This window comes from Microbacterium hatanonis, assembly GCF_008017415.1.
Taxonomy (GTDB): Bacteria; Actinomycetota; Actinomycetes; order Actinomycetales; family Microbacteriaceae; genus Microbacterium; species Microbacterium hatanonis.
The window spans coordinates 506,502-533,496 of the sequence record NZ_VRSV01000001.1; the positions used below are offsets into that span (position 1 = coordinate 506,502).

Sequence of the window (26,995 nt, forward strand, 5' to 3'; positions counted from 1 at the left end):
CCCGGGCGCTTCGAGGCGTCCCTGCTTCGCGCCCTGAGCGCAGTGCCGCGTCGGATTGGCACCCCCTGCTACTCATGTCGGCTCGTGGCGATGCCTCGGGTGAGCGCCCGTCGCCGAATAGTGAAGCTCCGACGGCACCGCGCCCGGCGCTACTCCCGTGCGTGCTGAGCCTGGAGGAAACGAGTACTCGGGGGAGTACGAAGAGCGGAAGCTGATACACAAGTCACGTGAAGATGTTCCTACTCGGCGCGGGCGCGTCGGCTGATGCTGGACTTGCGACGAGCGTCAAGATGACGCGCGCGATTGCGGAACGCCTTGGGCGAGGGTCATACAGGAATCCCGCTGGACAACTTCTCCACGCGGTCATTGGCGCCATAGTCCAGCATGACACTAGCCGCGGTGGTGACGCGTTCGACGTTCCGGATGTGGAGCGAGTCTTCTCCGCCGTAACCACGCTCAGTAGGCGGGACAGTCTCGATATCTCGGCGTTTGTGGAGAGGTGGAACGGAAACGTAGACGCGGCGACAGGGCCGTCCGGGCTTCCCGAGACGTGGGCTCGAGAGTTCAGAGACTCCCTTTATGGCGAGCACGCGGGGGCCAGCGAGCTGCAGTCAGCCTTCGAGGACGGCGTGTTCGCGCTCACCCAACCAACGTCCGACACCCTGTTTCTGGAATTGGAACGACAGATGCTTGCCGCTCTCGTCCAGGTGCTCCGTGTCGAGCCGTCGCGCGTGACGTACTTGAGTCCGCTCGTGAACGCGAGCGGCCTGCAGGCGGTGGCCACGCTGAATTACGACCTAACGATAGAGACCGCAAGTGAGCAGTTGGGCCTGTCGTTCGATACAGGGCTTGACCAGTGGCGAGGCGGGTACGGCTGGCAATGGCGCCATGACGTCGATGTGCGACTGCTCAAGCTTCACGGGTCCTTGGATTACGCGCTGCACCACGCGCGACCCAGGAAGCGACGGATACTCAGCGATCACCTAGTCAGGGTCAATGACGAGATCGCCGCCAATCCAGCCATGGTCTTCGGCCTGGGTTCGAAGCTTCGCAGTGACGGCCCGTTTCTGGCGATGCTCGTGGAGCTCGACAGACTGCTCGCCGAGACTCATTGGCTGACCATCGTCGGCTACTCATTCGGCGATCGGCACATCAACGCTGCCCTTACTAGATGGATAAACAGCGACATCGCCGACCGCATTTCAATAGTGAATCCAGAAATCGAGAAATGGACGAGCGGCGACGTCGCACCAAGCTACTTCTCTACCCTGAGTCAGGCCGCATCTGGCGGGGGTTTCGAGTTCGGTCGTCACGCAACCTGGGCGCCGCTCCAACTGGATCTTCTCTCAGTGGGTGCGGCAGAAGGTCTGGCTACGCTTCACGGGTGACCGGTGGGTGCACGGCCGCCGGCTCCGGGAGTTGTGAGCGCGCGCTGTTCAGCCACTAGATTTCCATCATGTCGTGCGGGATTGTCGATGAACTCTGCCGGAGTCTTGATGAAATTGTCAACGCCCTAAACGACCCTTGGGACGGATTCCTCGGCGTCCTACTCGCAACGCTTATCGGCGCTGTCATCGGTGCTGGCGCGGCGTACGTGTTCTCGCTGATGCTAAGGGCGCAACAGAGGAGAGATGCCGCAGACGATTTCGCCCGACACGAGGCATCGCAGAAGGCACTGGAGGATGCACGTGCCGCCCGCGAACGGCAAGCCGATCGTGATCGCCTCTCTGCTGCCCAGGACGTGGAAACTAGTCGTCGAAACTGGGAGGCGATTCGTGAAGAGTCCCGGCGGGAGGAAGCGAGAGAAGCGTTGTTCGTAGCGTCCCTCATCCCGATCGTTCAAAGGCTCCACGAGTTCGCTAGCAATCTGCAGGCGAACTACGCCGCTGCCCAGAGGGACCGGCGCGACGTAATGGGTCTCATCAGGCTCGCGCGCATCTACAGTACGGCGGAGCAACGAGAGGTCCTGAGAGCTGCCTTCAGCTACGTAGACGACGAAAACCGCATACCGCGGGGTCTCCTCGGATCGAAGAGCGCTGAGCGAGTGGCCGACCTTCTGGTCGCTTGGCGGGAGGGGTCGATGACTGCCGCACAGGTCGTAAGCGAACTCGGCGCAGACTACACCGGATCTCGCGCGTGACCTCGCGCACGCCGCACTCGGGTCGCTGAGCGCGGCCAGTTCGGCGGGCAAGAGCAGGGGGTGCCGAAGTCGCCCCGGGCGGCGTTGTTGCGCCGATCTGGAAGGTGAGTGATGGACTTGAACCCGCTACTGACGCGACCGCTTGCCGGTCGGCGGACGAACGGACGAACACAGACCCAACCTTCTCCAGGTTACGTTGAAGCGGCGCCCAACACCCTTCTGTCTATTGATCCTGCGGATCAACGCAAGAAGCTCCACGTCGTTGCGGTCGTGCAGAGACACCAGCGCCGCTTCGAGAACCTCGGCACACATCAACACGTCGTCTGTGGACAACCCGCGACCATGCGTAGCCTCATTGCCGATCCAATTCACCGCGAGAAGCACTCGGCTTCACTTGGATGGGTGACTCCAAAGTCCTGAATTCTGGCGTGCAAACTACCAGGAGACCGCTTGCCAGTTCTCCCGTCCGTCTTCGTCTTGCCGACACTGTGGGCGTCCATCAGCTCTTCAACTGCGCGGCGCAGACGATTCCCAGCTGTGCCTGGCGCCTGGAAAATAAGTTTCCCGGCGCTCGCTGTCTCCGCCTTCACCGATTCCGGCGTGGTCGGTGGCGTGCGCAGGAGAGGCAACGCGGGGCGAACGAACTCAACTCGATACATCGACTCCATCGGCTCATTTGCCGTGCCCGTCGAAGTTTCAGGTGTACGAATAGGCGCCAGCAACCGTGATCTCTTGCGCGGAGCGCCGGTAGTCGCATACTAGAACGCCGACAAACGTCCCGGACAACCCCTTACACGGACCCTTAGGTACGCGGCGGAGCCGTATGCGCTGAACGGATCGTCGTGCCCGCCGTTCGGTCTGCAACTAATCAATCTCCGGATGACGGCCGTCGCTGGATGACGCTGCCCACTCAGTCGGCGCGTCGCCCGATGATCGGGCTCGCGACACCTTCCGGAACTAGTCTCATTCCCATGACCTTGACCGTCGCCTGGCTACGCAATCGCTCCGACGTTCGTGAGCTAGTGATGGCTTCAGATTCGCGCCTGAGCGCGGGACCCGAGCGCTGGGATACGAGCCCCAAGGTGCTCACCTTCGCGCGAACCGATATGGCAATGAGCTTCACGGGAACAACTGAGTTCACCTACCCGGCGATGCTTCAGCTGAATCGGGCTCTCGAGACACATCCCGCGATGGTCGAGCGACGTTTTGATGTCACGCAAGTGGCCGCGCTCTTCGAGGACATCCTGAATCAGATGGTCGCAATGGCGAGTACAACGATCGGGGAGTCCTTGGACGACACCCTTGCTAACACGAGATACCTGCTGGGCGGATTCTCCTGGAAAATTGGCGAGTTCCGTATATGGGAGTTCGCGTGGGATCGCGGCGAGCGACTTTACCGCAAGAATCGCCGGAGGTTTTCGGGTGCTCGGTCAAATCGGCACACCGTGTGGTTCCTCGGAGATGGAGCGCTTGCGTCTCGCACTCGGTTGCAGTCGTTGCTCAGCGACGGCTTCTCTCGACCACCAACGAAGGGCCTGGACATGGAACCGCTTCAGGTCCTTGAGGAAGCCATATCGGACTCATCGCTGCCCAGTGTCGGCGGCGCACCGCAGGTGGTAAAGCTCTACCGACACCTCAACGTCGAGCCCTTCTCGGTGATCTGGCCACGAAATGGCGGTCAGCCGACATTCGCTGGGCGGCCGCTCCTGGAGTATGAAAAAGCCTTCTCGCCGCCGCTCTCCCTTGAGAACCCGGATCGACATTACCGATACCTGGCGGGCGAGATCGCCACAGACTCAGGCGAAGAATCAACCGGGGGGTCAGAGGCGCGGGCCGTCGGCGAGGGGTGACCGACGCGCACGTAAGACGGTCCTCCTAAGAACTGGCGGCGGGAATCGTGCGGGAGCATCGCTAGCTCGGCAGCCGCGCAGTTACAGCAGGCCCGAGCGTTGGCGCGCTGAGCGCCCACCGATCGATCACCCTTAGATCCCGATCTCGCGCACACCACTCGGCGCCCTGCCCACCGGACCCGTAGCTATCGCCGACTCCCTGTTCCGCGCCGCGCGACGCACCTCCGTCTCTGCCGCGCGCACAGCATCCTGCATCGTCAACTCCGGAGTGCCGCGCTGCATCGACTCGGCGAGGCACTCGCGGGCCGCGGCATCCGTCCGCGCGACGACGATCGCGACGTTGTGCACCCGCCCGCGCGTGAGGCCGACGTAGAGTCCCGCGGCATCCACATCCGGCCCGACAACCGAGGCGTCGGCGGTGTCGCCCTGCACACCGTGCACGGTGGACGCGTAGGCGAGCTGCAGGTGCTCCCGCGCATACTCAGTGGACACTCGCCTCACCTCGCCACTGTCGCTCACGGAGACAAGGGACAGGTACTCGTCGCGGATGCCGCGCACGATCCACTGCGCGCGATTCTCGACTCCCGTGAGCCGGTCGTTGCGACGGGTGTCGCCGACGAGGATGCGCTGCTGCCCGATTCCCGACGCGGCGACGCGGACGTCGAGCTCGACTTGATCGACTCGCCGCTGCTGGATGGCGTCGTTGATTGCGTCCGCCTCAGCATTCGTCCCGGATACCAGCGTCACCCGCTTGCCGCGTCCGTGCCACTCGAAGTAGGCGTCGATCATCCGCTCACGCGCCGCGTCGTGATGTTCGACCCGGTCGACGTGACCGTGTTCCGTAAGCTCGCCCGCAACCACCAGGGCACGCTGGCGATCACCCGCATCCCGGAGCCGCAGCGTGAGCGCCGCGTAGTCGGGATCGCGGAACCGATGCACCGTGTCGAGCTCGACCGCAGCGTTCGCGTGCCGGATCGCGGAGCCCATCGCGCCTGCATGTCCGACGGGCAACGCCTGATGCGTGTCACCCACGAAGGCCAGCCCGACACGCTGCTCGATCGCGAGCTCGACGAGCACGTTCGCCGTCTGAAGGTCGACCATGCCGGCTTCGTCGACGACGATCCGATCGCGAGAACGCAGCACGTACTGCGTTGGTCCCCCGAATACGGCGCCCGTGCTGGGATCGACTTCTCCCACTCGAAGCCTGGTCCACACCTTCGCGCCGGCCTTGTCGGCGCCCCATCGGTAGCCGTGATCCGAGAGCAGGGCATGAACACTGGATGCTGCGGCCCCGACCTCCCGAGACGCCACCGATGCCGCTTTTCGCGTGGGTGCAATAACGAGCATCCGCCGCCGTTGCGAGGTGAGCGCCGTGAACGCAGCGCGCAGCATCGTCGTCTTGCCCGTGCCGGCAGGGCCGGTCACCGTAACGAGCCCGTCCGTTCCAGCGATGGCGCACGCGGCAACGCCTTGCGACGCATCCAGTCGCGATAGGTCCTCGTTCGGTGCGAGCCGGTGCAACTCGTGCGGCAGCAGGGAGCGCCCGGGCAGGGCGAGCGCGTCCAATCGGCCGGCGAGACGCACCTTCGCGCGTGCGGTCTCGGTCGCCATGAACGCCTTAACGTGAGCTGGCGGATCATCCGCAACGAGCCGATAGACGGAGCGGGTGGCGCGCCCTGTGATCTCGGCGATCACGCCATCGAGCCGGTCGCGCTCCGCAACGATGCCCGTGCGGGAGAGCGCGCGTACTGCGCCCGCGCGGATGTCGAAGCTGCTGAACCTCCCGCCGCATGGTGTGGACCGTTCGTCCGCGTCGACGACCGCCTGTGCGGCAAGCAGATCCAGGTCGACAGTAAGCAGGTCAGCTGAACTGTCGGGAATGGGTGCGCGCGGGGTGATCAGACTCGGCTCGATCGCTGCGATCTCGTTGCGGACGCGCGCCTCCCAGGACGCCTCATCGAGATCGGCCGGCTTGGTCGGACGCGACACCGCCCACGCACGCCGATCGATCTGCTGCAGCACCTCCACGCTCGGCGCAGATCCTCCGTGCGCCGCCGACCACTCCGCGATCAGGCGCGCGCGGTTGGCTTCGATCTGCGCCGACCGACGCGAGAAGGGTCGGACGGCGCTGGCGAGTTCGGCGATCTCGCCGGTGTCGTCGGGCGTGTATCCGTGCCGGGCGAGCGCGGCGATCCAGGCGGGATCGGTGCGGGCGGCGAGCTCGCCCTCGGCGTTGACGACGGTGTGAAGTTTCATCGCGACGCGCGAGTCGAGGTTCGACCACTTGCCGTCCGCGCCGCGCACCTTGATGTTCAGCCAGAGGTGACGGTGGATGTGCGGGTCGAGCGCGCGCGAGCGGCGATGCTGCAGCTCAACCACCTCGATGCGGGTGATCTCCTCGCGGATGAGCCCTCCGTGCCCGCGCCGCGCGTTGAGCTCCGTCTGCCACGTGAGCAGGATGCGTTCACGCAGACGGTCTTGCAGCGCTTCGAACTCGGCGGCGAGTTCGGGATGCAGTAGCGCAGCGATGCTGTAGGACTTCGGGTGGTTGAGCGTTCCGTCGAGCAGCAGGTCGGCGTCGGGGCTCAGCCGCTGATGGCCGCGCTCGTCGCCGGTGACCGGATCGTGTCCGGTGAGCCAGACTCGCAGACCGCCGGTGGTGAGCTCGTCAAAAGTGATGACGCCGTTCGCGACGATGAATCGTGAGACGGTCGAATCGGATGCGGCGCTGTAGGATTCGAGCGCGTCAACGCCGGGGGAGTGCCGCAAGTGAGCATCGCAGGTGCCCTCCAGCGCGTAGCCGATCGCCTGTCGAACCCCCCGGGATTCGACACCTCGCTTCCATCGCTCGAGGCCTCCTCGCATGCCGCCAGGATAAGGTGAGTTTTGCCCATTATCCAGGGTTTTTCTCATGTGCAGGTACGTGCAGGGGAGTGGTGCTAAACGGTGTTGCTCACCCACGGTGCCTGCGTGCATCGTGGCAATCATCGGCTAACTGGAGTTAGTCTCGTCGGTGTCCGAGGGGTGGCGACCCGGCGTCTGACTCCGCGTCTTCCGCACGTTTCCTCAATGCCAGCAGAATGTTGTCAAGTCTTCTGAGGAGGTCGTCGTAGGTGATGATGTCGACCACATTCGAGTACTTCCTACGGACGAACTCAAAGTCGAAAGCCTGTCGGTCGGAGAAATTGTCATCCCGCCCCGAGAGTACGAAGGCCTTGGGATTAGTGATCTGGATCTTGAGCGCATCTGGCAGTTCTCCGGCATGGCTCTCCTCGATGGACTTCTCGCCCTCTGGACCCGCCTTGCTGAGATAGAAGAGGTACTTCTCCACCTGAACCACGGTGCCGGACAGATCGCGACGTGGCACATGATTGTCGCGATACTGGCTCACGGACATGAGACCGTTGGCGAAGGGCTTCTTGATCTCTAGAATGTCGACGGCGCCGCTAGCGGAGACCAACACCAGGTCGAGTTCACGAGTGGTTGCGTTCGGCCGCTTCGAGTAATGCTCCTTCACGCGAACCTTTTGCAGCACTGCGAGGTACTGAGGGAAGACCAGGAGAAAGAGGTCGGCAACGGTGCGCTGCCACTCAGCCTCGGAGTACGCTTCGGCGTCACGCAGCATCTCGGCCATTCGGTTCCGGACAAAGGTGAACTTTTCCAACTCCAGTTCATTTGCAGCTGGGAGCCGCTCCTTCGCAACGGTCCGCTCTATCGTGTTTCCGCGCCGCCGCCGTCGTTCCATGTGTTCAGCGAGCCTCACCTCGGCGTCGCTCATCGTCTCCATGTACTCGCGCAGCACTCGAGTCACTCGAACATAGGAGTACAGTCTCATCTCGGCGGTCGTCGGGAACTCATCGAGCAAGCGGCGAAACTCCTCCAGCGGAATGGCTCCCTCCCGATCGCCACCGACCACGACCTCCTCGTCCGAGAGCTCGCTGACTCGCCGGAAGATCGAGATGTTCTGCTGCGCGACAAACGTCTTTCGGTTCAACCGATGACGCCTGTCGATCAGCACATCGTGCTTCGTCCCGAGTACATCGGCGCGAATTCGGCGATACTCGCCATCGAGGTACCCAACCACGAACCGACGGACCTCGGGCTCGTCCCACTCATCGTCGACCTCTTGGGCAGGGAACAGATCCTTCCTTCGCAGTGTGAATGACCACGCGAGGCGATAGCTCCCGTCAGCGGCAAGCTTCTCGTCGAGCCAGTCGACGGAGCTTCGCTCGGGTGTATAAGCCAACACGACTTGATTCCCGCGGTCTTCGAAGGCAATCACTTTGACTTCCCACCCTCGCCTCTATCCGTGAGGGAAGCTCGCGACCTCGTAGACGGCGCCGCCTCCTGTCTTTCGACGAGCGGCCAGGTCGCACTCACAGCAACTCCGATGGACCGCCGGCCCAGGTGACGATCAATTCATCGCGCGCCCGCGAAGCGGCCACGTAGAGCAATGAACGCTCCCGCAGCATCGCGTCCTCCAGATCCGCCCCCGACAGGCCGTGCAGGGCGAGCGGCAGCGGCACCGATCCCTCCGAAACGTCGAAGAGCACAACCCGAGAGAACTCGAGCCCCTTGGCGCTGTGCATGGTCACGAGCAGGGGCGTCCCCGGCGTGATGGCTTCCTCATACAGCGCCGTTGCGATGCCTCGATCGTCCAGCTGCCGCTGCAGCCGCTTGAGCGCCACCGTAGTCCGTCCGAGAATCGCGATCGAATCTCCCACGCCGGCCGCCTGCCAGTCCGCGATCGCGTGGGCGACGGCGTCGGTCTGCTCCCATACGTGATTGCCGCCGAAAAGGCGCGGCGCAGGCCCACGACGAACGGAGCGGTACCCGTGGCTGCTCTGCGTCTCCTCGGCCGCGTCGATGTAGTGCGCGTCCTCGAGCATACGCAGTGCGTACACCAGGTTCTCCTGAGTGGTCCGATAGTTGAGTGTCAGGCGCCGTGAGCGCCCCACGACCTTGATGCCGTACCGCGAGAGCACGATCCGGTGCCCGTAGATGCGCTGGTGCACGTCCTCGGCGATGAAGACGTCGTTGGTCGCGGCAGGGGCGAGCGCACGGACGAGCTGCCAATGCAGTGGGCTGAGATCCTGCCCCTCGTCGATGAGCAGATGGTCGGCCGGCGCCTCGCCCGCGCGAGACTCCAGATACGCAGAGGCCATCGCCGACAGCTCGGCCCAAGTCAGTCGCCGCGCCTTGGCGGCACCTGCGCGATATGCCTCGACCGCTGTCCACACGGCGGCGCGCCGAGCGCGGTCCAGAGCGACGCCTCGGCCCGGTCGCCGAGCGGCAAGGTACCCGGAGAGGGTGCGCACGCGTTGCGGCAGGATGACCTGCACGTACTCCGCCTCGAGGAAGGCAGGGCTCGTGGTGTCGGCAGGAGCGTCGGCGAGAACGGATGCCGCGGCATCCCACCCCTGGCTGTTCGACACCATCGATGTCCGCTCCGTGATCGCAGCACCGAACACCGCCTCGCCGGCGACCGACCAGAAGTCATTCCCCGCACGGTCGCGGACGGTCGCGGCGAGCGCATCGATTCCTGTGACATACACGCCGGGCTCACCCAGCAACGATGTCTGCGGGATCCCGTCGTCGAGCCGTGCGAGGTCGCGCCGCAGCATGCCGGCGAGCGCCTTCGTGAAGGTGGTCAGCACCACGCGTGCCCCGGAATCAGCTAAGGCAAGTCGCCGCGCGCGGTGCAGAAGAACTACGGTCTTGCCGGTGCCGGCGCCGCCGGTGAGTCGGAACGGGCCGTTGAAGTCCCGCTCGACATACTTCACCTGCTCGGGGTGCAGAAAGACGCGCCACGCGCCGAAGTCACCCTCCTCGAGAATGCGGCGGAGTTCTTCGTCGTCGCTGACGAGCGTGAACTGCATCCGGCTCGCAGGGCTCATGAGCGCACCGAGGAGTTCCGCGTCACCGAGCAGATCGTCGGGGCCAATCTCGGCGCCGCCGTGGGCAGTGACGGAGTCCGCGTCTTCGAGACCGAGGTCGGCGCGGATCTTCGCGATCGTGTCGCCGACCGCCATCCCGAGAATCGCCAGACGCTGCCATTCGTTCTCGAAGTTGTCGGCCATGGCCGCGAGATCGTTTTCAGACGTCGCGGAATACAGGCGCTGGGCGTCGACCTTCTCGAAACCGAGGCCGCCGACTAAGTCGGCAACGGGGTATCCGTGGTCCCCGAGAAAAGAGATCGGTTTCCCGGGTCCGCTGTAGTCGACGACGATCTTAGGCGAGAGCGCAGGCGCAGTCGCGTCGATGATCTCGGCGACGTGCGTGACCGGATTGGTGCGCAGCACGCGCGTCCGCGCGCGCTCGATTGCCTCATCATGTTCATAGGTGCCGGCGTACACGTACGTGCGTTCGCCAGCGTGGTCGAGGCAGAAGAGCAATGCGCGCCAAGAGTCGTCGACGCGCCCTGTCCGGGCGCGAGGGTCCTTCTGTTGCTCGAGTTTCTTGATGCGCAGCCCGTACGCGGAGTCGTCCTCGCGCAGCTTCATCAGGAACGTCAGGACCTTCGCCTGGACGGACTTGTCGAGCTTGTGGTCGTCGGTCTTCGACAGGGTGACTTCAGGCACTGATTAGAGATCCTCGGATGCTGGGACTAGGAGATGTGGTTGTTCCAGAGCTGGACGAGCTGACTGTTGATCTCCGCCGGGATCCGATTGCCCGACTGGAACTGATAACGCCATGCGACCTCGGGCACTGCCTGCTCGAGAATGTCGCGGCTGAGGATGTCAACCTCGTCCAGCAGCACGTCGAAGGCGACGTCGACGTAGCGCGACGTTTGACCAGGCTTCGCGAAGTGCTCGCCTTCGAATGGCTCAGAGGTGACGACCCCATGACCCACGATTCCGTACGGTCCTCCCTGGCGCAGGAGCCAGGCGTCAGTGCCTGACGCGACATCGACACGGGAACCGACCGACCAACGGGTCTCGTACGTCGCCCCGGCCATCACCATGTTGATCGCGCCCTCGTAGGTCTCGTCCCATCCGTCCCACAATGAGCGATTCCACCCGAGAATGATCCCCTCAGCGCCTGTTGAGAGGTCGGCCGGTGTGGGGTTCTCTATCGCTTCACCGCGTGCCACAGCCATCCCCGGATCCGTGAGAATCCATACGCCGCGCTGAGGCGAAGGACCCTCTTTGGCGGGATAGACGAGGCCACGGTTCACCAGCTTCAACCGTGCGAATCGCACCTTGCTGTCCCACCGGCGTTCCCCCGTCGGCACTCGCGACGCGAGATCTTCCTCGGTCAGTTCGGGGAACCGCTTCGCAAGCGGCTCGTACGTGTCTGGTCCGTGGGCACGGCCATCAGGCTGATCCGCCAGAAGCTTCAGGAGCTCGTCTGCAATCAGATCATCATGCGGAAACGCCATACACAGTCCCTTCCAGCGGCTCGGATGCCGCCTCCACGGCTCGTCTGATCGAATCGAGCATCTCGAGCGGCGACAGCGACAGGTCGAGCGGCCACTCACGAATCGTCACGGGCGAGTTCACGACTCGTCGGTCGACAGGATGGCCGCCCTGTGCGTACACGAGCACGGCGCGGTCGAGACCTACCGTCGTGCAATACGCGAGCATCTGGTAGAAGTCGGCGTTCGGATAGCCCCCGTCGCCCGCTGCCGCCTTGTACTTCGCGTCGTACACCATGACCGGCGCCGTACCGTCGTACTCCAGCAGATCGATCGCCATGGGCACGCGTCCGACGCCGTCGAAGCGCGGCTCGTCGAACGGCCAGCGTTTCTGTGGCACGGCCCGTCGACCACCCTCAGCGATCGCTTCGCGCAGAGCGGTCGTGACGAAGTCCTCGAAGACCTTCCACATCGTCACGACAAACGCGGCGATCTCGACGCCACCCTCGCCCGCCTGGGCCGCCGTGTTCCGGATCACCAGCTCGGCCAGGCGCAGCGCCGGGACGTAACGCGCATTCAAACGAGTCGGCCGCCACGATGGCAACGGCGCTCCTCGCCGCAGCACTGCCACCCCGTCGAGCCTGTTGTCGAGATGCGACAGCCTTGCCGCGACCTCCGGCCGCAACCGCGGAACGGCTCGCATGCGGCGCAGTGCCGTTCGCAGGATGCGGTTCTCTGCGATGTCGGTCATGTACTCGTCGTAGGCGATCTCGGTCGGCGAGATCTGACCTGCGTGCCGACGAAGCTGATCGGCAACCCGGATGCGACCGCGCACGACGATCGATGACTCCTCGACCGTGCGATATCCCTGCAGCACTCCGCCAAGAAGTGCCCGCTCGCACAATCGGGCGAGCGACTCCGCCAACGCCGGCCACAGCTCGTCGTACGCCTCCGCGTCGACGGCCTCGGGCCGGAAGCCCGGGTCGGCTGCGTACCCCAGCATGAAGATGAGGTGCGCGAGCTTGACCTTTTGCTTCGGCCAAACCTCGACCTGAAGGTCACCCACCCGCACAGCACCGACACGACCGCTGGGCTGCATGACCGCCGAATCCGCACTCGCGGACACGACGCTCACCAACTTGCTGGCGTGCAGCGCGCGCGATTGAGCCTCCGAGAGCTGAGCCACGAACGGCTCGAACGACTCGGAGAGCGTCAGGCGGCGCACCTCGGTCACGAGCCGTCCGGCTCCTCATCGCCCATCGCCGGCGCGAGCTCAACCGCCACCTTGGAATCGAGCACGCTGTCGACGGGGCCGACAGGCACACCACCGATCCGCGCGAGCAGCGCGTCCAACCCGAACTGCGCCCGAATCTGCTCGGGCGTGCGTACCCCGTAGAAGTGGTCGTCGAGCAGCGGGAGGATGTCGTACTTCCAGATGCGTTCGAGCCCAGACTCGTCGCGGGCCGATGACTTCATCAGGTACGAGGGTCCGATCTGCAGGTCGCGCTCGTCGATGCCAGCGTTGAGCGTGTCGAGCAGTCGGGCTCGCCGATCGTCGGAACCCTGTCTCTCAAGATACGCCGAGAGCACTTCCGACACGGGCTCGACAGCCGGGTGCAGCTCGACGAACGGGAACCGGCGACGGATCGCGGCATCCACCATCGAAATGGACCGGTCGAGGGTGTTCATCGTGCCGATGATGAAAAGGTTCTTCGGCAGGCGGAAGTCGGTGTCGCTGCTGTACTGCAGACTGATCGACTGGTCCCGGTACTCCAGTAGGTAGTAAAGCTCACCGAAGACTTTGGCGAGATTGGCGCGGTTCATCTCGTCGATAACGAGAACGTACGGGCGCGACTCATTGCCCGGTGTCGTCGCCTCGGCCACCAGTGTCCGAAGCGGGCCAGGGACGACTTGATACGTGACGTTGCCGTTTTCCACCGCCGGGCGGAGGCCCTCGAAGAAGTCCTCGTAGGCATACGACGGGTGGAACTGCACCGTCCGGAGTTGGTTGGTATCGCTCCCCACAATGTGACGCCCGAGCGCTTCCGCGACGAACGTCTTGCCCGTTCCGGGCGGGCCGTAGAACACGAGCTGGCGCCGATCGCTGAGCACGTCGAGCCACTCCTGCAACACATCACGCGGCATGTGAAGGTCCGCAACGAGATTGTCAGTGACTGGTGGGATGCTGAGAGCCAACGGTCTTTGTGGGGTCGGCTGATCATCTACCGCGTAAGCGTCTTCCGCAGTATCGGTGATCTCGCGCGCGAGCGCTGCCAGCGCATCGAGCGCGTTCGTCAGGTCGACGACGTCCCCCTGCTTGTCGAGCATGCCGGGCACGGGCTCCGGCAGGTCCGATTTCGCGATGGAGTCGGGGATCCACTCGACCGCTCGACGCAGTCGCGATCCGGCTTGCTCGGCCCACGAGGTCTCGCCGCTGACAACCCCGAGGTGTGCGCTCTCGTCGGAAATCGCGAGCACCAGGTCGTCGACCCCCATGCGGAGGACGAAAGCCTGATCCGCCTGGGTCAACTGCAACCGCTGGGCGTAGTCGAGGTGTGGGTATCCGGTGTCTACTGCATCGCGAATTGACGATTCGGTCGCGTGCTCCAGATCCATCCGCAGGTTTGTCGCAGGCACCGATACGAATCCGTCGTTACGCCATCGCTGCCCAAGTTGCGCGCCTCCTTGGCCGGTCCGCACAAGCCACGCCCGTCGCCCCTCGCCCACCTTGCGAGCAAAGGGGGGGCCTCCCCAAGCACTGACGTATGGTTCGGCGTACCAGTCCACGCGGGGCTGTCCGACCTCTTGAATGGCTTGGCGGATCCGCCAGAGGTCGTAGTCGATGTCGGACGCGCCGGAGCCATCTCCGGTTGGCAGGTGATGAGCGAATGCTGCGCGGATGCGCTGACGGTCGGCGTCCTTGACGACGCTGTCGAAGTACCCTGGCCACACGAGAGCGAGCAGGGACGTCCGCATTGCGGGCTCCCACCCGCCCTGCACCCGATCCACGAGATCGCGGAATGCCCACGGGTCGAGCAGAGCCCGATCGCGCTCCTCGGGAGGCGCTCCCCACCATTCCTCGACAAAGTAGGTGAGCCATACCACCTGCTGCCAGATGCGGATGTTGAAGCCCGCCCCACCATGGAACGTTCCGCCCGCGGCTAGCCCCTCGTCAACGGTCTCGGGTAGTCGCAGCGGTGGAGTCGCCCACGACAGCACAGTATTCACACGCGTGCGTTTGGTCTCGGGTGTGATGTTGCTGAGGGGCAGGACCTGGACGCACAGCAACTCCGCCGCGAGGGCGATGACGGCGTTTGATGCGTTCGCCAGCTGGTCGTGCAGCTTCGTCACAAACTTTCGTGGGCCTGTGTCGGCGTTCTCTCCGGTGATCAACTCACGAAGAGTCCGCGCAGCTTCTCGCGTCCACGTCGGGTCGGTACGCAGTACCGGCGACGTCTCACCGCGGAGGGCCGGGCCGAGAATCATCCACGCGGCATCGTCAACCGTGGGATTCGCTCCGCTACCGCGCTCGAAGGTGCGCTCGTCAGGCATCGTCATTCCTTTCGGGATGCCGCGCGCCGAAGCCGGGCAAGGGATCAAGCGTCGACACGAACTCCGTGCCGCTCTCGATGCACTCCTGCATCCTGTCGTAGTTCTCGAGAATCAGCCGCTTCGTGCGGTACTCGCCAAACTCGGCCTCGTCTTTCCGCTTCGCGATCGGGAAGGTGTCCATGATGTAGTCCACGTCTGCTCGACAGATCCCATAAAGGTGGAACGACGCCGCGTCGATTTCGGCGAGAAGGCGAGCCCGCCGCGGCGGATCCCAGCAGAACGGCGTGCCCACCCCTAGCGCGTTAGCGAGAGTCTGGGAGGTCGCCATGAGCTCGCGGACACGGGTGCCGATCCATACCGACGCAGACGAGCCAATCCATTGCGAGCGGGCGTTGGCCACTACCGGCCCCGGAACCGGCAGCTGCCGAATGTAGAAAAAGTTGAGTGTCGTCCCACCGAGCTTCTGTCGGATGATGAAGTCCGCCGCGAAGCTTGCGAGCAGACCGTAGAGCACTACCGAGTCGCCTCCAAGCACCAGCGGCGTCTTGTTTCCAACCGCAGACGTGGGCACGCCAGATACCACGAGCGTTCGCTCGTTGGTAGGGCTGGTTATGTCTCTGAACCCGAGCAGCCAACCTTCATCCGAGTAGCGGCCGAGTCGGTTCCGAACTTCCCTCATCGCGACCCAGTACATAGGCATCGCCTCACGTTCCGGATCATGCTTCTGCAGGTCATCGATTGACTGCGGCTGATTCTGGCGTTTCTCAGCCGTGGCACTCCGAACAACATCCGCAACACGATGATCGAACGGACCGGACATGATCCCCTGATAGAGCGGGAGCATTCGATCGCCTCCGCGCTCGAAGATGTTGCCCTTCAGCGTCCAGCCGTCGGACTCGAGGTTCTCGCGGGTGTGGAAGAGGTGCGAGTCGTTCGACATGTGGAACATCGTCATGAACGAGACGCCCCACGGGTTGCCGTTGACGGGGTCGTTCTCGTTGATGAGCACTGGCACGCGGCGGTAGATCCCAAGCGTGATCTCGGCGTCGCGGCGCGTGCGGAAGATCGGCACCGTGCCCGTGTTCGGGTTGAGGAGCGTGATCTCCTCAGGTGTGAGGGTGAAGCGGGATGCCTCGATCTGCAGGGGGTCGTTGAGGAAGAACGCGAACTGCGCCGATGGCGTGACGACGGCGCGCCCGCTCGTGCTCAGGATGCAGAACTTGAAGCTACGGTGTACGCCGTCGAAGATCGGCTTCGAGTTCTCGAAGTCGTAAAGCGCCGCCAGCGACCTGCTCTCGACGAGGTCCTTGAAGTAGTACTGCGTCGTCGCATCCGTCGCGATACCTGTCGGTACGATCACCCCGGATTGGCCACTGGGGGCCGTCATGCTGCGGAAGAGCTCCGCGAACACTGCGTACGTGTTGACATCGCCTCGCCCGTTCAGCGGGTATCGACCGGACAGGCGGAGGTAGGCGCTCATGCCCTCCGACCGTCGTCGCTCCGCGATGAAATCGTCATAGAGCCGCTGGTCCGCTTCGCCCCCCTGCCGCAGCTTGTCTATCAGCCGCTTTCGCGCGGCAGCGTTGGGCGCCTTTGCGATGTCTTCATCGCGAGCGGCGAAGAACTCCTGCTCCTGCAGCTTCACCCTCTCCCACGGTGGGTTGCCGAGCATGCAGGTGAAGCCTCCCGTCCATCCTTCGGGTCCGCGCCCCTCACCGGAGGTGGCACCGAAGATCTCGGGGAACTCCAGATGCCAGTGGAAGAACCGGTACTCGGTCGCCAGCTGATCTACGGCAGTCACCGTGTCGGCGTACTGGACCATGCTGTCGCCGTCGAGAAGCGCTTGCACCACCCCAGAAGTTGGGGGCAGCGCCGCGCCGTCGTTGAGCGGCCAGACGAACGCCGCAGCCCACGCGTCCGCCTGGTGTTTGAGCGCTTGCCGCGCCTCGGAGGCGAGGTATGCGTCCCACGCTTCACCGCGCGCGCGGATGTCGTCGACATCGTCGCTCGGCGCGAGCAGCCTCTCACGTTCACGCCGACTGGTAGCGGCCAACGCATCGGGGTCGGCCCACGACAGGAGGCCCTGACCGGTTGCTTCGTTCTTGTTTCGCTTGCGTACCTCTGCGGCGAACCTCTTGTCGTCCCCCTCAATCTCCTTGAACGCGGTATCCGGCACCCCACCGGCGATGAGCGTGGGCGTCGCTCCGAACAGGCTGTTGCCGACGCGGATGCGAGCGTCGAGGAATCCGAGCGGCTTCCCCGGCTCGACTGCCTCAAGCCAGAGAGACACCTTCGCGAGTTCCGCGGCGAGATCGTTCATGTCGACCCCGTACACGCAGCGCGCGACGACGTCATGCAAAGCATGCTGCACGGCTTCGGGCGTGGGTTCGTCTTCGTCGGACCGCACCTGGGCGAGGCGCCGTGCGATGCGGCGCGACGCCGCGACCAGGAAGCCCCCGGAACCGCTGGCCGGGTCGCACACCGTTACTGCGAGCAAATTCGCTTCGCGCTCCTCGGTCGTGCGCCCTCCCGCCACGGCCTCGTCGAGCACCGGGTCGAGGGACGCGTCGAGGAGCGCGGAGACGAGCGACGGCGGCGTGTAGTACGAGCCGGTGGTCTTGCGCTCGTTTCCTGCGAGGTGTGCGAGTTCCAACTGTCGCGTGTCGAGATCGACGCGCGGCACCAGTTCGAGGAGCGACTCGTACACACCGCCAAGCTCTTCGGCACCGAGATGCCGGTAGTCGATCGGCTGAGCGCGTTGCCCCTGAATCAGGATCCACGCCAGGTGGCGGATGGCTCGCAACAGGTTCTTGTTCGTGATCTCGGCGCCGAGCAGCAGGTCTCGGTGCGGCGCTCCGTCGATCTCGGGTGCCCGACGGTCAGGATCGAACAGGCCACCGAGGGCCGGCACTCCGAGCTGGGGCATCCCCTGATCTCCGAGGGATGCGAGCACCATCCGCTGACTGCGCCAGAGATCGGGATGCGCACCGCCGGAGCGCATCCGCGAGAGCCTGCGCAGACGTGCGGTCGACATGTACTCGTCATATCGCTCGCGTGCCTCGCGCGGTGCCGCGGGATCCAGCAGCGCACCACGATCCTCGGAGACAAACAGGAACAACATCCGGTAGATCAGGCGCAACAGCGCCTTGTGGTACTCCCGGTCAGATAGCGACCCGTTGTGCAGTGCCGCACGCAGCCAGTCGTTCGCGGGGTGCGAGAGAAATCCGGTGCCGAACGTGACGATCGCCTTCTCGACGCCGTCACGCAGTCGGTTGAGCGCCCGCGTACCGGCCGCGGCGGCCTCGGCCCGCCAGTCTTCGAGCCAGCAGTCGGCGGCCGCGGCATCCTGCCCGCCGCGCTTCTCGAGCCGTGACACATGACACAGCAGCCACAACAGCTGGAACTCGGAGTACAGCTCGCCGTCGAAGATCGCCTCGAGGTCGAACTCGACGTAGGCCGATCCGGCGAACGCGCTCGAGTCGCGCAGTAGTCGCAAGCGGGTGCCGTTGCTCAGGATGCCCCACAATTCGGCATCCGTCCGGTTGAGGTATTCCTGCAGCATCGCCTGGGGTGCGCGGGCGGCTCCTGGAACGCCCGCGTTGCGCTTGTCGAGATCGACGCCGGGGCCGAGCAGGTGGATCGGCACGTGATACCAACGGTGCGAGATCGGGTACTCCACGCCATCGATCGTCTCGGCCTGCCGTGTGGCAGGCAGGCGCCCGTAGCCGAGCTCGCCGAGCAGCACCAGCAGCCACTTCTCGCGTGCGGCGCCCGTACCCGGAAGGCCAGGCTCCTTCGCCGTAGCCTCACGCCACGCCGTCCACGCGCCCCGGAGGTACGACCATGCGCGGGCCGCGGCATCCCTCGGCTTCTCGTTGCCGACGAGGTGGTACGACTGCCCTGTCAGACTCTGGGGCGACTTCAAATCGTTGGCCTGGATGCCGGAGAGGAGGGACGCCGGTAGCACGCCGCCGATCAGCCGGATGCCCTGAAGATCGCCGTTCACGCCGCACCTCCTGCCGGGCGATACACGTACACGCCGAGCACATCGGGCGGCAACTGGGCACGCACCGACAGCCCTCGCACGGAGAGCGCGCCGGCACGCTCGCCCCGCGCCGCCACGCGGACTGAGACGTGGTCTTCCTCGAGTTGTGCGGCCAGGGCTTCGGCTCTGGCCGAGAGATGAGACTGAATCGCGGGAATCGCGTTCACCACCGCACCGAGGGTGTTCTCCGCCACGTCAACCGGGGTGTTCGCCGTCGGCTTCGCCGAGAGGAGTTGCTCGACCTCGTCATCAGAGAGCCACTCGGGGTCGGACGGTCGCCCACGGAATGCGACGACTCGAGCCTCTTCGGCGAGGGTCGTTCGGGCTCTGTCCTTGGCCGGAAGCACAAGGTGAGTGCGGAACCGCATGAGAAGGGCGGTCGTCAGCTTCGAGACAGCGTCGGTCGTGAGGATGCCTGCCCGCTTCGCCGGGCGTTCCTTTGCTACGAGCGTGCCGTCAAGCGCACTGTTGAGCACGTAGTTCGCGAGCGCGGCGACGGTGGGATCAGTGCGCTGCAGCACCGCCGACCGGCGCGGTGCGGGCAAGTCGCCACGGAAGTCGGTGATGGGGCGTCCATCTGCTGCCGTAAGCGCCTCGACGACTTGAACCGGTACTTGGGAGAGGTCTGCGGTGAAGCCGTTGTGGGTCGTGGTAAGGAGGGCCCCCAGTTCGGTGAGCGCGTCAGCGACGAAGCCGCTCACATCGCCAGGCTCGCCGAGGCTGCGGCGCGCGGCATCCATCGCCTCCTTCACCTCGTCGGGCCGGATCGTCCGCTGCGCGAACATCGTCTGGCTCTGCTTCTCTTTCTCGGCGCTCGACTCCCACTCCGCATCGAAGCCCTTCACATCGGCGTCTTCGAGATCAAAGTCGAAGGTGAGCTGCTCGTAGCCATTGCCGCGCATGACCGCACCTTCGAGCAGTGCGCTCAGCACCTCGTCGCTCTGGGCCGGGACCGGCACGCTGATACCGAGGTCGCGGCGGATCTTGTCGTGCTTGCGAATGAGCACGTCGAGCACAATGCCGTCGATGCCGTTGTCGGCGCCGTAGATGGTCTGCGCACGCACGATCTCGCGCGGCTGACCGAACCGGTCGACACGGCCCTCACGCTGCTCATGACGGGTAGGGTTCCAGGCGAGGTCGTAGTGGACGACGGCCTGGAAGTCGCTCTGCAGGTTCACCCCCTCCGACAGGCAGTCGGTCGCGACGAGCACGCGCTGGGCGTCGACCGTCCGCTCCGCGAGCGCAGCGATGCGCGCTGCGCGCTCTTCCGAAGGCAGTTCGCCCGTCACCACCTCGACCTCGATCTTGCCGAGGGCTCCCGCGAGATGCTGGTGCACGTACTTGGCCGTCTGGATGAATCGGCAGAACACGATCGGGCTGAAGCCGTCCTTGACCAGCGCTTTGACCTGCGTCGTGAGCAGGGTCAGCTTGGCGTCGTCTGCAGGGCTCGCGACCAGATCGTCGGCCCTATCAGCGTAGGAGCGGAGGAGCGATGCTTCGGATGCCTCGTGCTCAGCGCCCGGCACGAGGTCGGCGGCATCCGCACCCTCGTCTTCGAACTGGTCGAGCACCTCGGCCGCGCCGACGACGTCTGCCTCCACGGCGCTCTGCGCCTCGGTGGTTGCGGCGCGGGTGCGGAGCGTCATGGCGGCCGCAGCAGGCGATGACGCCATCGCCCGCAGGAGGGCCAGGGCCGACCACCACCGCACCCGCTGCTGCAGCTTCGTTCCCGAGCGATCCTGCACCTGTCCGCGGATGTACTCGAGCACGTCGTCGAAGAATTCCTTGTGCCTACCGCTGAGCTGGTAGGGCGCCTCGCTCGTCTGGCGATCTTTCGGGAACTGGGTCTCGGCGCCGAGATAGTCGCGGATGTCGCCGCGGCGGCGCTGCACCATGTGGCGGGCGAGCAGACGCCGCCCGCTTTCACTCGTCAGGTCCACTGCCTTGAGATCGTTGTCGAGCAGACCGATCAGGTTGCGGAACGCACCGTCGTTGCCGCTGTGCGGTGTAGCCGTCGTCAGTATGAGGTGCCGATCGCGGTCGTCGGCGAGGGCCCGGATGAGGTTGTAGCGCTGAGTGCGCCCGGCCGATCCCGTGCCAGAGTCGTCAGCTGCGACCGTGTGCGCCTCGTCGACGATGATCAGCTCGGGTGCCGTGCGCTGGAACTCGTGACGGTGACGCTCCGACTTGATGAAGTCGAGCGACACGATGGTGATCGGATACCGCTGGAAGAGCGACTCGTTGACCGCGAGAGAACGCTCGAGGCGCGTCACGGTGGAAGGAAGGACGAGCTGGGCGTCCAGACCGAACTTCTCCGACAGCTCTGCCCGCCACTGCTCCGCGAGGCTCGGAGGGCAGAGCACCGACATGCGCTGCACGGTGCCTTGCGCGAGCAGCTCACTCGCGACGAGGCCCGCTTCAACGGTCTTGCCGATGCCGACATCGTCGGCGATGAGCATGCGCACGGTCTCCTGCCGCAACCCCAGAAGCAGCGGAACGAGCTGGTACGGGCGCGGGTCGACGTTCAGGCTCGCGAGCGAGCGGAACGGCCCTCCAGACGAGCGGAATCCGATGCGGAGCGCTTCGCGCAGCATCCGTCCACTGCGGTCATCGCCGCGGTCGGAGGGAGAGGGAGGCGGGAAAGTCGCGGCCGTGACCTCTTCGACGGCGGGGATGAGACCGGTGATCTCGGCGTCGGATCCGCCCAGCGGTTTAGCAACGAGGAAGTCGTCGACAGACTCGGGCAGGACGACCCAATCGCGCCCCCGCGCCGTCACGAGTGAGCCAATGGCGAAGTCGGTCGCGGTCACTGCACTGCCTCTCCGAACACGCTGGGGTGTTCGCGAATCACATCATCGAAGTCGCGGTCGAGACCGACCGTGACGACCTGGTAGCCGTCGAAGGTGAGATCTGTCGCGTCGACCTTGAGCACGTCGTCGTGAACGACGACCACGGCGAGCGGGGTGTCGTAGACGAAGTCGACGATCAGTCCGCCCACCTCTTCTTCCCCACGGGATGGGAGCCGTAGGCCGCGTGACTCGAGGTGGCGCAGGAAGGATGCGGCACGCTCGGCGTCGGGATGGGGAACGTTTGTTGCTTCGGGAGCCGCTCCGCTGGCCCCGGGTGATCCGTCCGCTGTCGGCGCGTTCGGAACCGTCACCGGATGAGTCTCATCCGGCTGCACTCGTGCGCGAGACAGGTCGAGGAGCAGGGATACGACGACGCGGCGGTCGATGCGCTCATGATCCATCTGGTTGGAGTACGAGAGCAGGCACTTGTAGCACCCGGCACCACACGCACCCCCAATGTCCTCACCCGTGTCGGGATCGACATGGATAATGCCCAGTGCCTCGCGCGCGGCATCCGCCAGTGCCGTCTCATCGGACTGCAGGCGGCGGAGCACTCCTGCCCCTCCCTCGGCGGCTTCAGTAAGGAGCAGCCGCCCGCGTTCCTCGGCGTCAGGGAGCTGCTCGCTCATGAGTTCGGCGTCTTCGAGCTGGAACCGCGCCTCGATGCCGCGCTCGAGGGCGTAGCGTGCCGTGACCGCCTGCACCTCGTCAACCTTGCTTGCCCAGCGGAGGATGGCGATGTTGCGGCGGTCCTCGACGTACGGGGTGACGAAGGCCTTGGTCTTCACGTCGGTAGGCAGAGGTGCGTTGTCGTCGGTCTCTTCCGTATCAGAGTCGGTCTGCGCGGCATCCTTCTCGCTCAGCCAGCGACCCTTGACGGTGTCGAGCCAGAATCCGTGGCGATCGGCGTCTTTCCGCGTGCGGCGGCCGAGGTTGGTGACACGGACATCTGCCGAGTCACCGTAGACGACGTCGAGAACCTCAGTATCGACATCCGTCACCGCCTTTGCCGTGGACCTGCCCGGGTGACCCGCGCGGGGGACGAAACGGTAGGTCGTGCGAAGTTCGTACCCGACCCGGTTTCGTTCCTCTTCGTCGGCGCTGATCCGTTCGCGACGCCGCGTGAGGACGGTCTGAAGCTGTAGCAGGTTCTTCCACTCGGCGGGGAGAGCGGTCTGGCAGGTGACGCAGACGTCGACGTTCTGCGTGTCGAGGTGGTGGGTGCCGCAGGACTCACAGATCTTCGCCGCCGTGAGGGTGACATCGCCGCCGGCCTCTCCGCCTTCGCGCGGCAGGCTGATGCGGGTGACCTGGTATCGCGCGCCCTCGTGGTAGATCAGCGATTGGGGGCCGAACTCGGAGATCGCCAGGAAACGCGGGCGCTGCAGCCAGCTGCTGGGGCGATTGCCCCAGCCAGGGATGAACGCCGCGAGCGGGAGGCGCGGGAAGGAGTAGCCGGGAAGGAAGCCTTCCGATGCGAGATAGCGGTAGGTGTAGAAGTCGGACTGGTTGTAGCCGGTGTCGCCGGCGTCGTTCAGCAGCAAGTCGATGCGCTGTCGTGCCTCCCGCTGGCGACGCTCGGCGTCGTCGCGATCACGCTTGGTAGCTGAGATGTTCTTGGTCTGCTCAAACGCCGCCTGCTGTTCGGCCCGTGCGGAGGCATAGAGGTCGCGCCACCGGTCGCACGCTCGATCGAATTCGACGGGTGCCCGATCGATGACCGTGCGCACCCAGGCGTCGGTCCACCAGTTCGCGCCCTGCAGGACCTCGAGGAGAGGCTCGAGCACCGCGATCGTGGATGTCGTTGCACGGGCGGCGGCGCCACCGTCTTCGAGCTTGGAACGCAGCGAAGGAGCAACCGGGTAGCGGTTCACGGTGTCGTCGAGGACGAGCACATCCTTCATGGAGCTGCCCAGACCCTTTGCGCTCACCGCGAGCGCCTCTGAGAGCCAAATAGCCTGGACGTGCGAGCGGACGAGGTCTTCATTGGCGAGGTCTAGTCGCGGAGGCATCACCTGGCCCGCGACCATGAGGTGCGACCGCTCGAAGTAGTAAGTGTCGTGCGCGTTGCCTGTCGCGCAGTAGGTCATCACGATCGCGGGCTGTCCGGATCGCCCGGCACGACCGCTCCGCTGTGCGTAGTTTGCGGGCGTCGGAGGCACGTTGCGCATGCCGACAGCGTTGAGCTCGGCGATGTCGACGCCCAGCTCCATCGTGGGTGAGCAGAAGAGGAGCGGCAGCTCGGCCTCGGTGAACTGCTTCTCTCGCTCCATGCGGAGATCGGCTGGAACCTGAGCGGTGTGCTCGGCTGCCAGCAGCCCCGCGAGATCACGGCTGTGATCGCGGTAGAGGTCGCGGAAGTACTCCACAACCCGAGGCTTCTGCTCGCCCTGGTAGCGACGGCGTACCGGGTCGGGCGCCCCGTACTCGCCCGTTCCCCCGTGGAGGACGATCGCGGACGAACGCAAACGGTAGCCGGATATCTTCTCGTCGATGACTTTGGTGATGATCCCCGCGCGCTCCAGCACGGCGATAAGGGATGCGACGACCTCGTCGGCTTCGGAAGGACTCAGGGCGACGCCGAAGCGATCCTTGTCGCGGAGCCAGCGTCCATACGCCCCACGTCCCGTCAAGGTGAGGATGTTGCGCGCGCCGCCTTTGGTCCCTGCTTCGGGGATGGCGAGGCCGACGTTTGCCGGCGGTTCCATGTCGCCGATCGCCCAGAGCCCGGTGAGATACTCGCGGCTGAGGCGCTGCAGCCGCTCGAACGAGTCGGGCGAGAGTGCTTCGGCGTCGACGGCCAGAACGCGGCGAAACTCGTCTAGGAGAACCTTCGCGACTTCGAGACGCTGCTTCGGGTCTGCCGCGGCGAGATGGAAGTTCGCTTCATTCCAGCGGTCTTCGTCCTTGGCGAGCACCTCAAGATCGGGGTAGTCGACGACCACCAACCCGGTCTGCTCGAGGTTGGGCAGCGTGACCCGCCATCCCCTCTGAAGGTCGGCGATAGCCCGGTACTCGAGTACCCTCTTCAGCGCAGACCGGCCGGCGCGTGTCGCGAGCCCCTCGGGCGCGGCGAGGTAGTCGATGGGGCGAAGGTCGAGCGCGTCGATGAGCGTGTCGCCGACATCGATGAGGTCGAGGCCCTCGGCGCCGGCTGCTGCGACCGCGTGGCGGAGCGCTCCACGTAACTGAGCGACCTGAACGAAGTCGTTGAGGTGCCCAGCTTGCAGTGACGCGTCCTGCCGATTGTCGACGAACGTGAGCAGCTTGCGAGCGCGCGCTGGGAGTTCATCGCTCGGGATGGCCTTGAGCGAGGTGAGCAGCGAGGTCGCGAGGACGGTCATCGCGCTACTGCGGCCCTCGCGGTCGAGAGTCGCCAACTTCGTGTACTCCGACGCGCGCGCTTGCTCGTACGAGACACCACACGCCAGGCAGAAGCGGAAGGTGCCGGGTATCCACGCCGCGAGCGTGTCTTGCGGGAGCTCGTCCGCGGCAAGGGGCGTGACGAGACCGTCGGACGTGACGTTGACGCGCTCCGGCACATCGGGCGCGCGCAGCTTCGTCACCCCGGTGCCAGACGCCGTCACTGACAGCCACGATCCGGGGAGACGACCCTCTTCTACGGGATCGAGCGGCCACGGCTGATCGTCGGAGATGAAGAGATAGCCGTCGGCGCGATCGCTTGTGCGGATCTGGTGCCGCGCGTGAGCGACTCCGGCCCCCTTCGGGTCGCTGCGGCGGGCGACGTAATACTCCTGACCACACTCACGGCAGAAGGCGAGCGGGTACAGACGTCGCTCGGGCGGACCCGGCATCGTCACTTGGAAGTTCGTCTCGATCGTGCGCTTCGCGGGTGATTCGGGGCTGGCGTAGACATTGCCGCCCTTCGAGAGGAACTGGTGCAGGCGAAACGCGAAGAAGGAGCGCCCAATGGCATTTTTCGCGTTCGCGCCGGCGAGGAGGGTGGCGCGAATCGCGTTTGCGGACTCCTTCTCGTCCGCGCCCACGATCGTGGCGAGCTTCTCTGCCGCTGCCGCAACTGTGGTCGGCTTCTGACGAACGAGCAGTCCGCTCTCGATCTCGATATCGAGACCGAACTCCTGCTCGATCCATCCTGCGAGCGGATCGGATGCCAGCTCAGCCGCCGTGAGGGAGAGCTTGGGAGCCTCGACCGGGCCGCGCTGCTCCACGAGCGGGCGCAATTGATCGGGCGACACGTCGTCCCCTCGACCCGCGCGGACAAGGGTCTCGGTTATGACCGATTCCGCGACGACCTCGGTACCGAAGATCTGTGTGGCCACCTTGCCGACGTCGGTGCGCTGCTCCGCAAGCGTCCCACCGCTTGACATCGTGGCCGACGTGCCCACGCACTGCAGCGTATCGGCCGCATCGCATGCTTCGCGGACGCGGCGCACCAGCATCCCGACATCCGCGCCCTGGCGACCGCGATAGGTGTGCAACTCGTCAAGTACGAGGAACTGCAGGCCGCGAGCCGCGGTGATAAGGGAGCGGCGTTCGTCAGGACGTGTCATGACGAGGTCGAGCATGACGTAGTTTGTGAGCAGAATGTCGGGCGGCGAAGCCAGAATCTCCTCGCGCTCTTCCCGGGACTCCTGCCCCGTGTAGCGCCGGAATGTGACTGGCGGCTTGCCGTCGAATCCGAAGTGCAGAAACTTCTTGAGCTCCTCCATCTGACTGTTCGCGAGGGCGTTCATCGGATAGACGATGATCGCCTTGATGCCTTTGCCGCTTCCTTCGCGGAGGACGCGGTCGACGATGGGAACGATGTAGGCGAGCGACTTTCCGGAACCGGTGCCGGTTGTCAGCACGTAGCTCTTCCGCGTGGCAGCGACCTCGATCGCATCACGCTGATGCTTGTGGAAGACCAGTGGCGCTTCGGCCCCAGTGTCAGCGGGGTGCTTCTTGACGCGGAAGATCTGCGCGGCGTCGGGGTGGAGCGCGTCCCTGGACACCAGGTCATCGACAGAACCGCCGGTCGCGAACGACGGGTTGAGCGAGAGCCACGGGTCGGGCCATTGCCGACCGTCGGCACTCTGCTTCTCGAGGTAGTCACGGATCTTGGGATCGGATGCTCCCACAAAGCCCTCGGTGAAGCGGCGATAGTCCTCGATCAGATCGCGGTGAACTTTGAACGCATCCAACGCTGGAATCTCCCCATCAATGCTCTACCGGGCCGTAAGC

At 65.0% G+C, this 26,995-nt stretch carries 12 protein-coding genes; 3 read left to right on the forward strand and 9 right to left on the reverse strand.

The window, feature by feature from the left end; all coding sequences use genetic code 11:
• Nucleotides 1-233: 233 nt before the first annotated feature.
• The 3 genes from FVP77_RS02445 (at nt 234) to FVP77_RS02460 (ending at nt 3,990) form a co-directional block, all read left to right on the forward strand.
• On the forward strand, nt 234-1,388 hold the full coding sequence (locus tag FVP77_RS02445) for an SIR2 family protein (protein WP_246134048.1): 1,155 nt from the start codon (nt 234-236) through the stop codon (nt 1,386-1,388).
• Nucleotides 1,389-1,456: 68 nt separating this feature from the next.
• Nucleotides 1,457-2,140 carry a hypothetical protein gene (locus FVP77_RS02450; RefSeq protein ID WP_147893090.1) on the forward strand — a complete coding sequence of 228 codons (684 nt, stop codon included), beginning with the start codon at nt 1,457-1,459 and terminating at the stop codon, nt 2,138-2,140.
• 971 nt (nt 2,141-3,111) lie between these two features.
• Nucleotides 3,112-3,990, forward strand: coding sequence for a hypothetical protein (locus FVP77_RS02460; protein WP_147893092.1), 879 nt, complete (start codon nt 3,112-3,114; stop codon nt 3,988-3,990).
• Between the two features lie 132 nt (nt 3,991-4,122).
• Here the strand turns inward: FVP77_RS02460 and FVP77_RS02465 are convergent, their stop codons facing one another.
• From FVP77_RS02465 to FVP77_RS02505, 9 genes are all read right to left on the reverse strand, one after another.
• Nucleotides 4,123-6,759, reverse strand: a complete 2,637-nt coding sequence (locus tag FVP77_RS02465; protein ID WP_246133945.1) for an AAA family ATPase — start codon at nt 6,757-6,759, stop codon at nt 4,123-4,125.
• Nucleotides 6,760-6,991: 232 nt separating this feature from the next.
• Nucleotides 6,992-8,272, reverse strand: coding sequence for a Shedu immune nuclease family protein (locus FVP77_RS02470; protein WP_147893094.1), 1,281 nt, complete (start codon nt 8,270-8,272; stop codon nt 6,992-6,994).
• A gap of 94 nt (nt 8,273-8,366) precedes the next feature.
• A complete protein-coding gene (locus FVP77_RS02475; RefSeq protein ID WP_147893095.1) occupies nt 8,367-10,571 on the reverse strand; it encodes a 3'-5' exonuclease in 2,205 nt (734 codons plus the stop codon).
• A 26-nt stretch (nt 10,572-10,597) separates the two neighbouring features.
• Entirely contained in the window at nt 10,598-11,371 is a 774-nt protein-coding gene (locus FVP77_RS02480) for a winged helix-turn-helix domain-containing protein (RefSeq protein ID WP_147893096.1), read from the reverse strand.
• Complete coding sequence (locus tag FVP77_RS02485) at nt 11,355-12,581, reverse strand: McrC family protein (RefSeq protein ID WP_147893097.1); 1,227 nt, start codon at nt 12,579-12,581, stop codon at nt 11,355-11,357. The genes FVP77_RS02480 and FVP77_RS02485 overlap by 17 nt, the downstream gene beginning before the upstream one ends.
• Nucleotides 12,578-14,899, reverse strand: coding sequence for an McrB family protein (locus FVP77_RS02490; RefSeq protein WP_187266786.1), 2,322 nt, complete (start codon nt 14,897-14,899; stop codon nt 12,578-12,580). Before FVP77_RS02490 ends, FVP77_RS02485 begins: the two co-directional genes overlap by 4 nt.
• Nucleotides 14,892-18,905, reverse strand: coding sequence for an Eco57I restriction-modification methylase domain-containing protein (locus FVP77_RS02495; RefSeq protein WP_147893099.1), 4,014 nt, complete (start codon nt 18,903-18,905; stop codon nt 14,892-14,894). The genes FVP77_RS02490 and FVP77_RS02495 overlap by 8 nt, the downstream gene beginning before the upstream one ends.
• Nucleotides 18,902-21,754 carry a helicase-related protein gene (locus FVP77_RS02500; protein ID WP_147893100.1) on the reverse strand — a complete coding sequence of 951 codons (2,853 nt, stop codon included), beginning with the start codon at nt 21,752-21,754 and terminating at the stop codon, nt 18,902-18,904. The genes FVP77_RS02495 and FVP77_RS02500 overlap by 4 nt, the downstream gene beginning before the upstream one ends.
• Nucleotides 21,751-26,955, reverse strand: a complete 5,205-nt coding sequence (locus FVP77_RS02505; protein WP_147893101.1) for a DEAD/DEAH box helicase — start codon at nt 26,953-26,955, stop codon at nt 21,751-21,753. The genes FVP77_RS02500 and FVP77_RS02505 overlap by 4 nt, the downstream gene beginning before the upstream one ends.
• Nucleotides 26,956-26,995 lie beyond the last annotated feature (40 nt).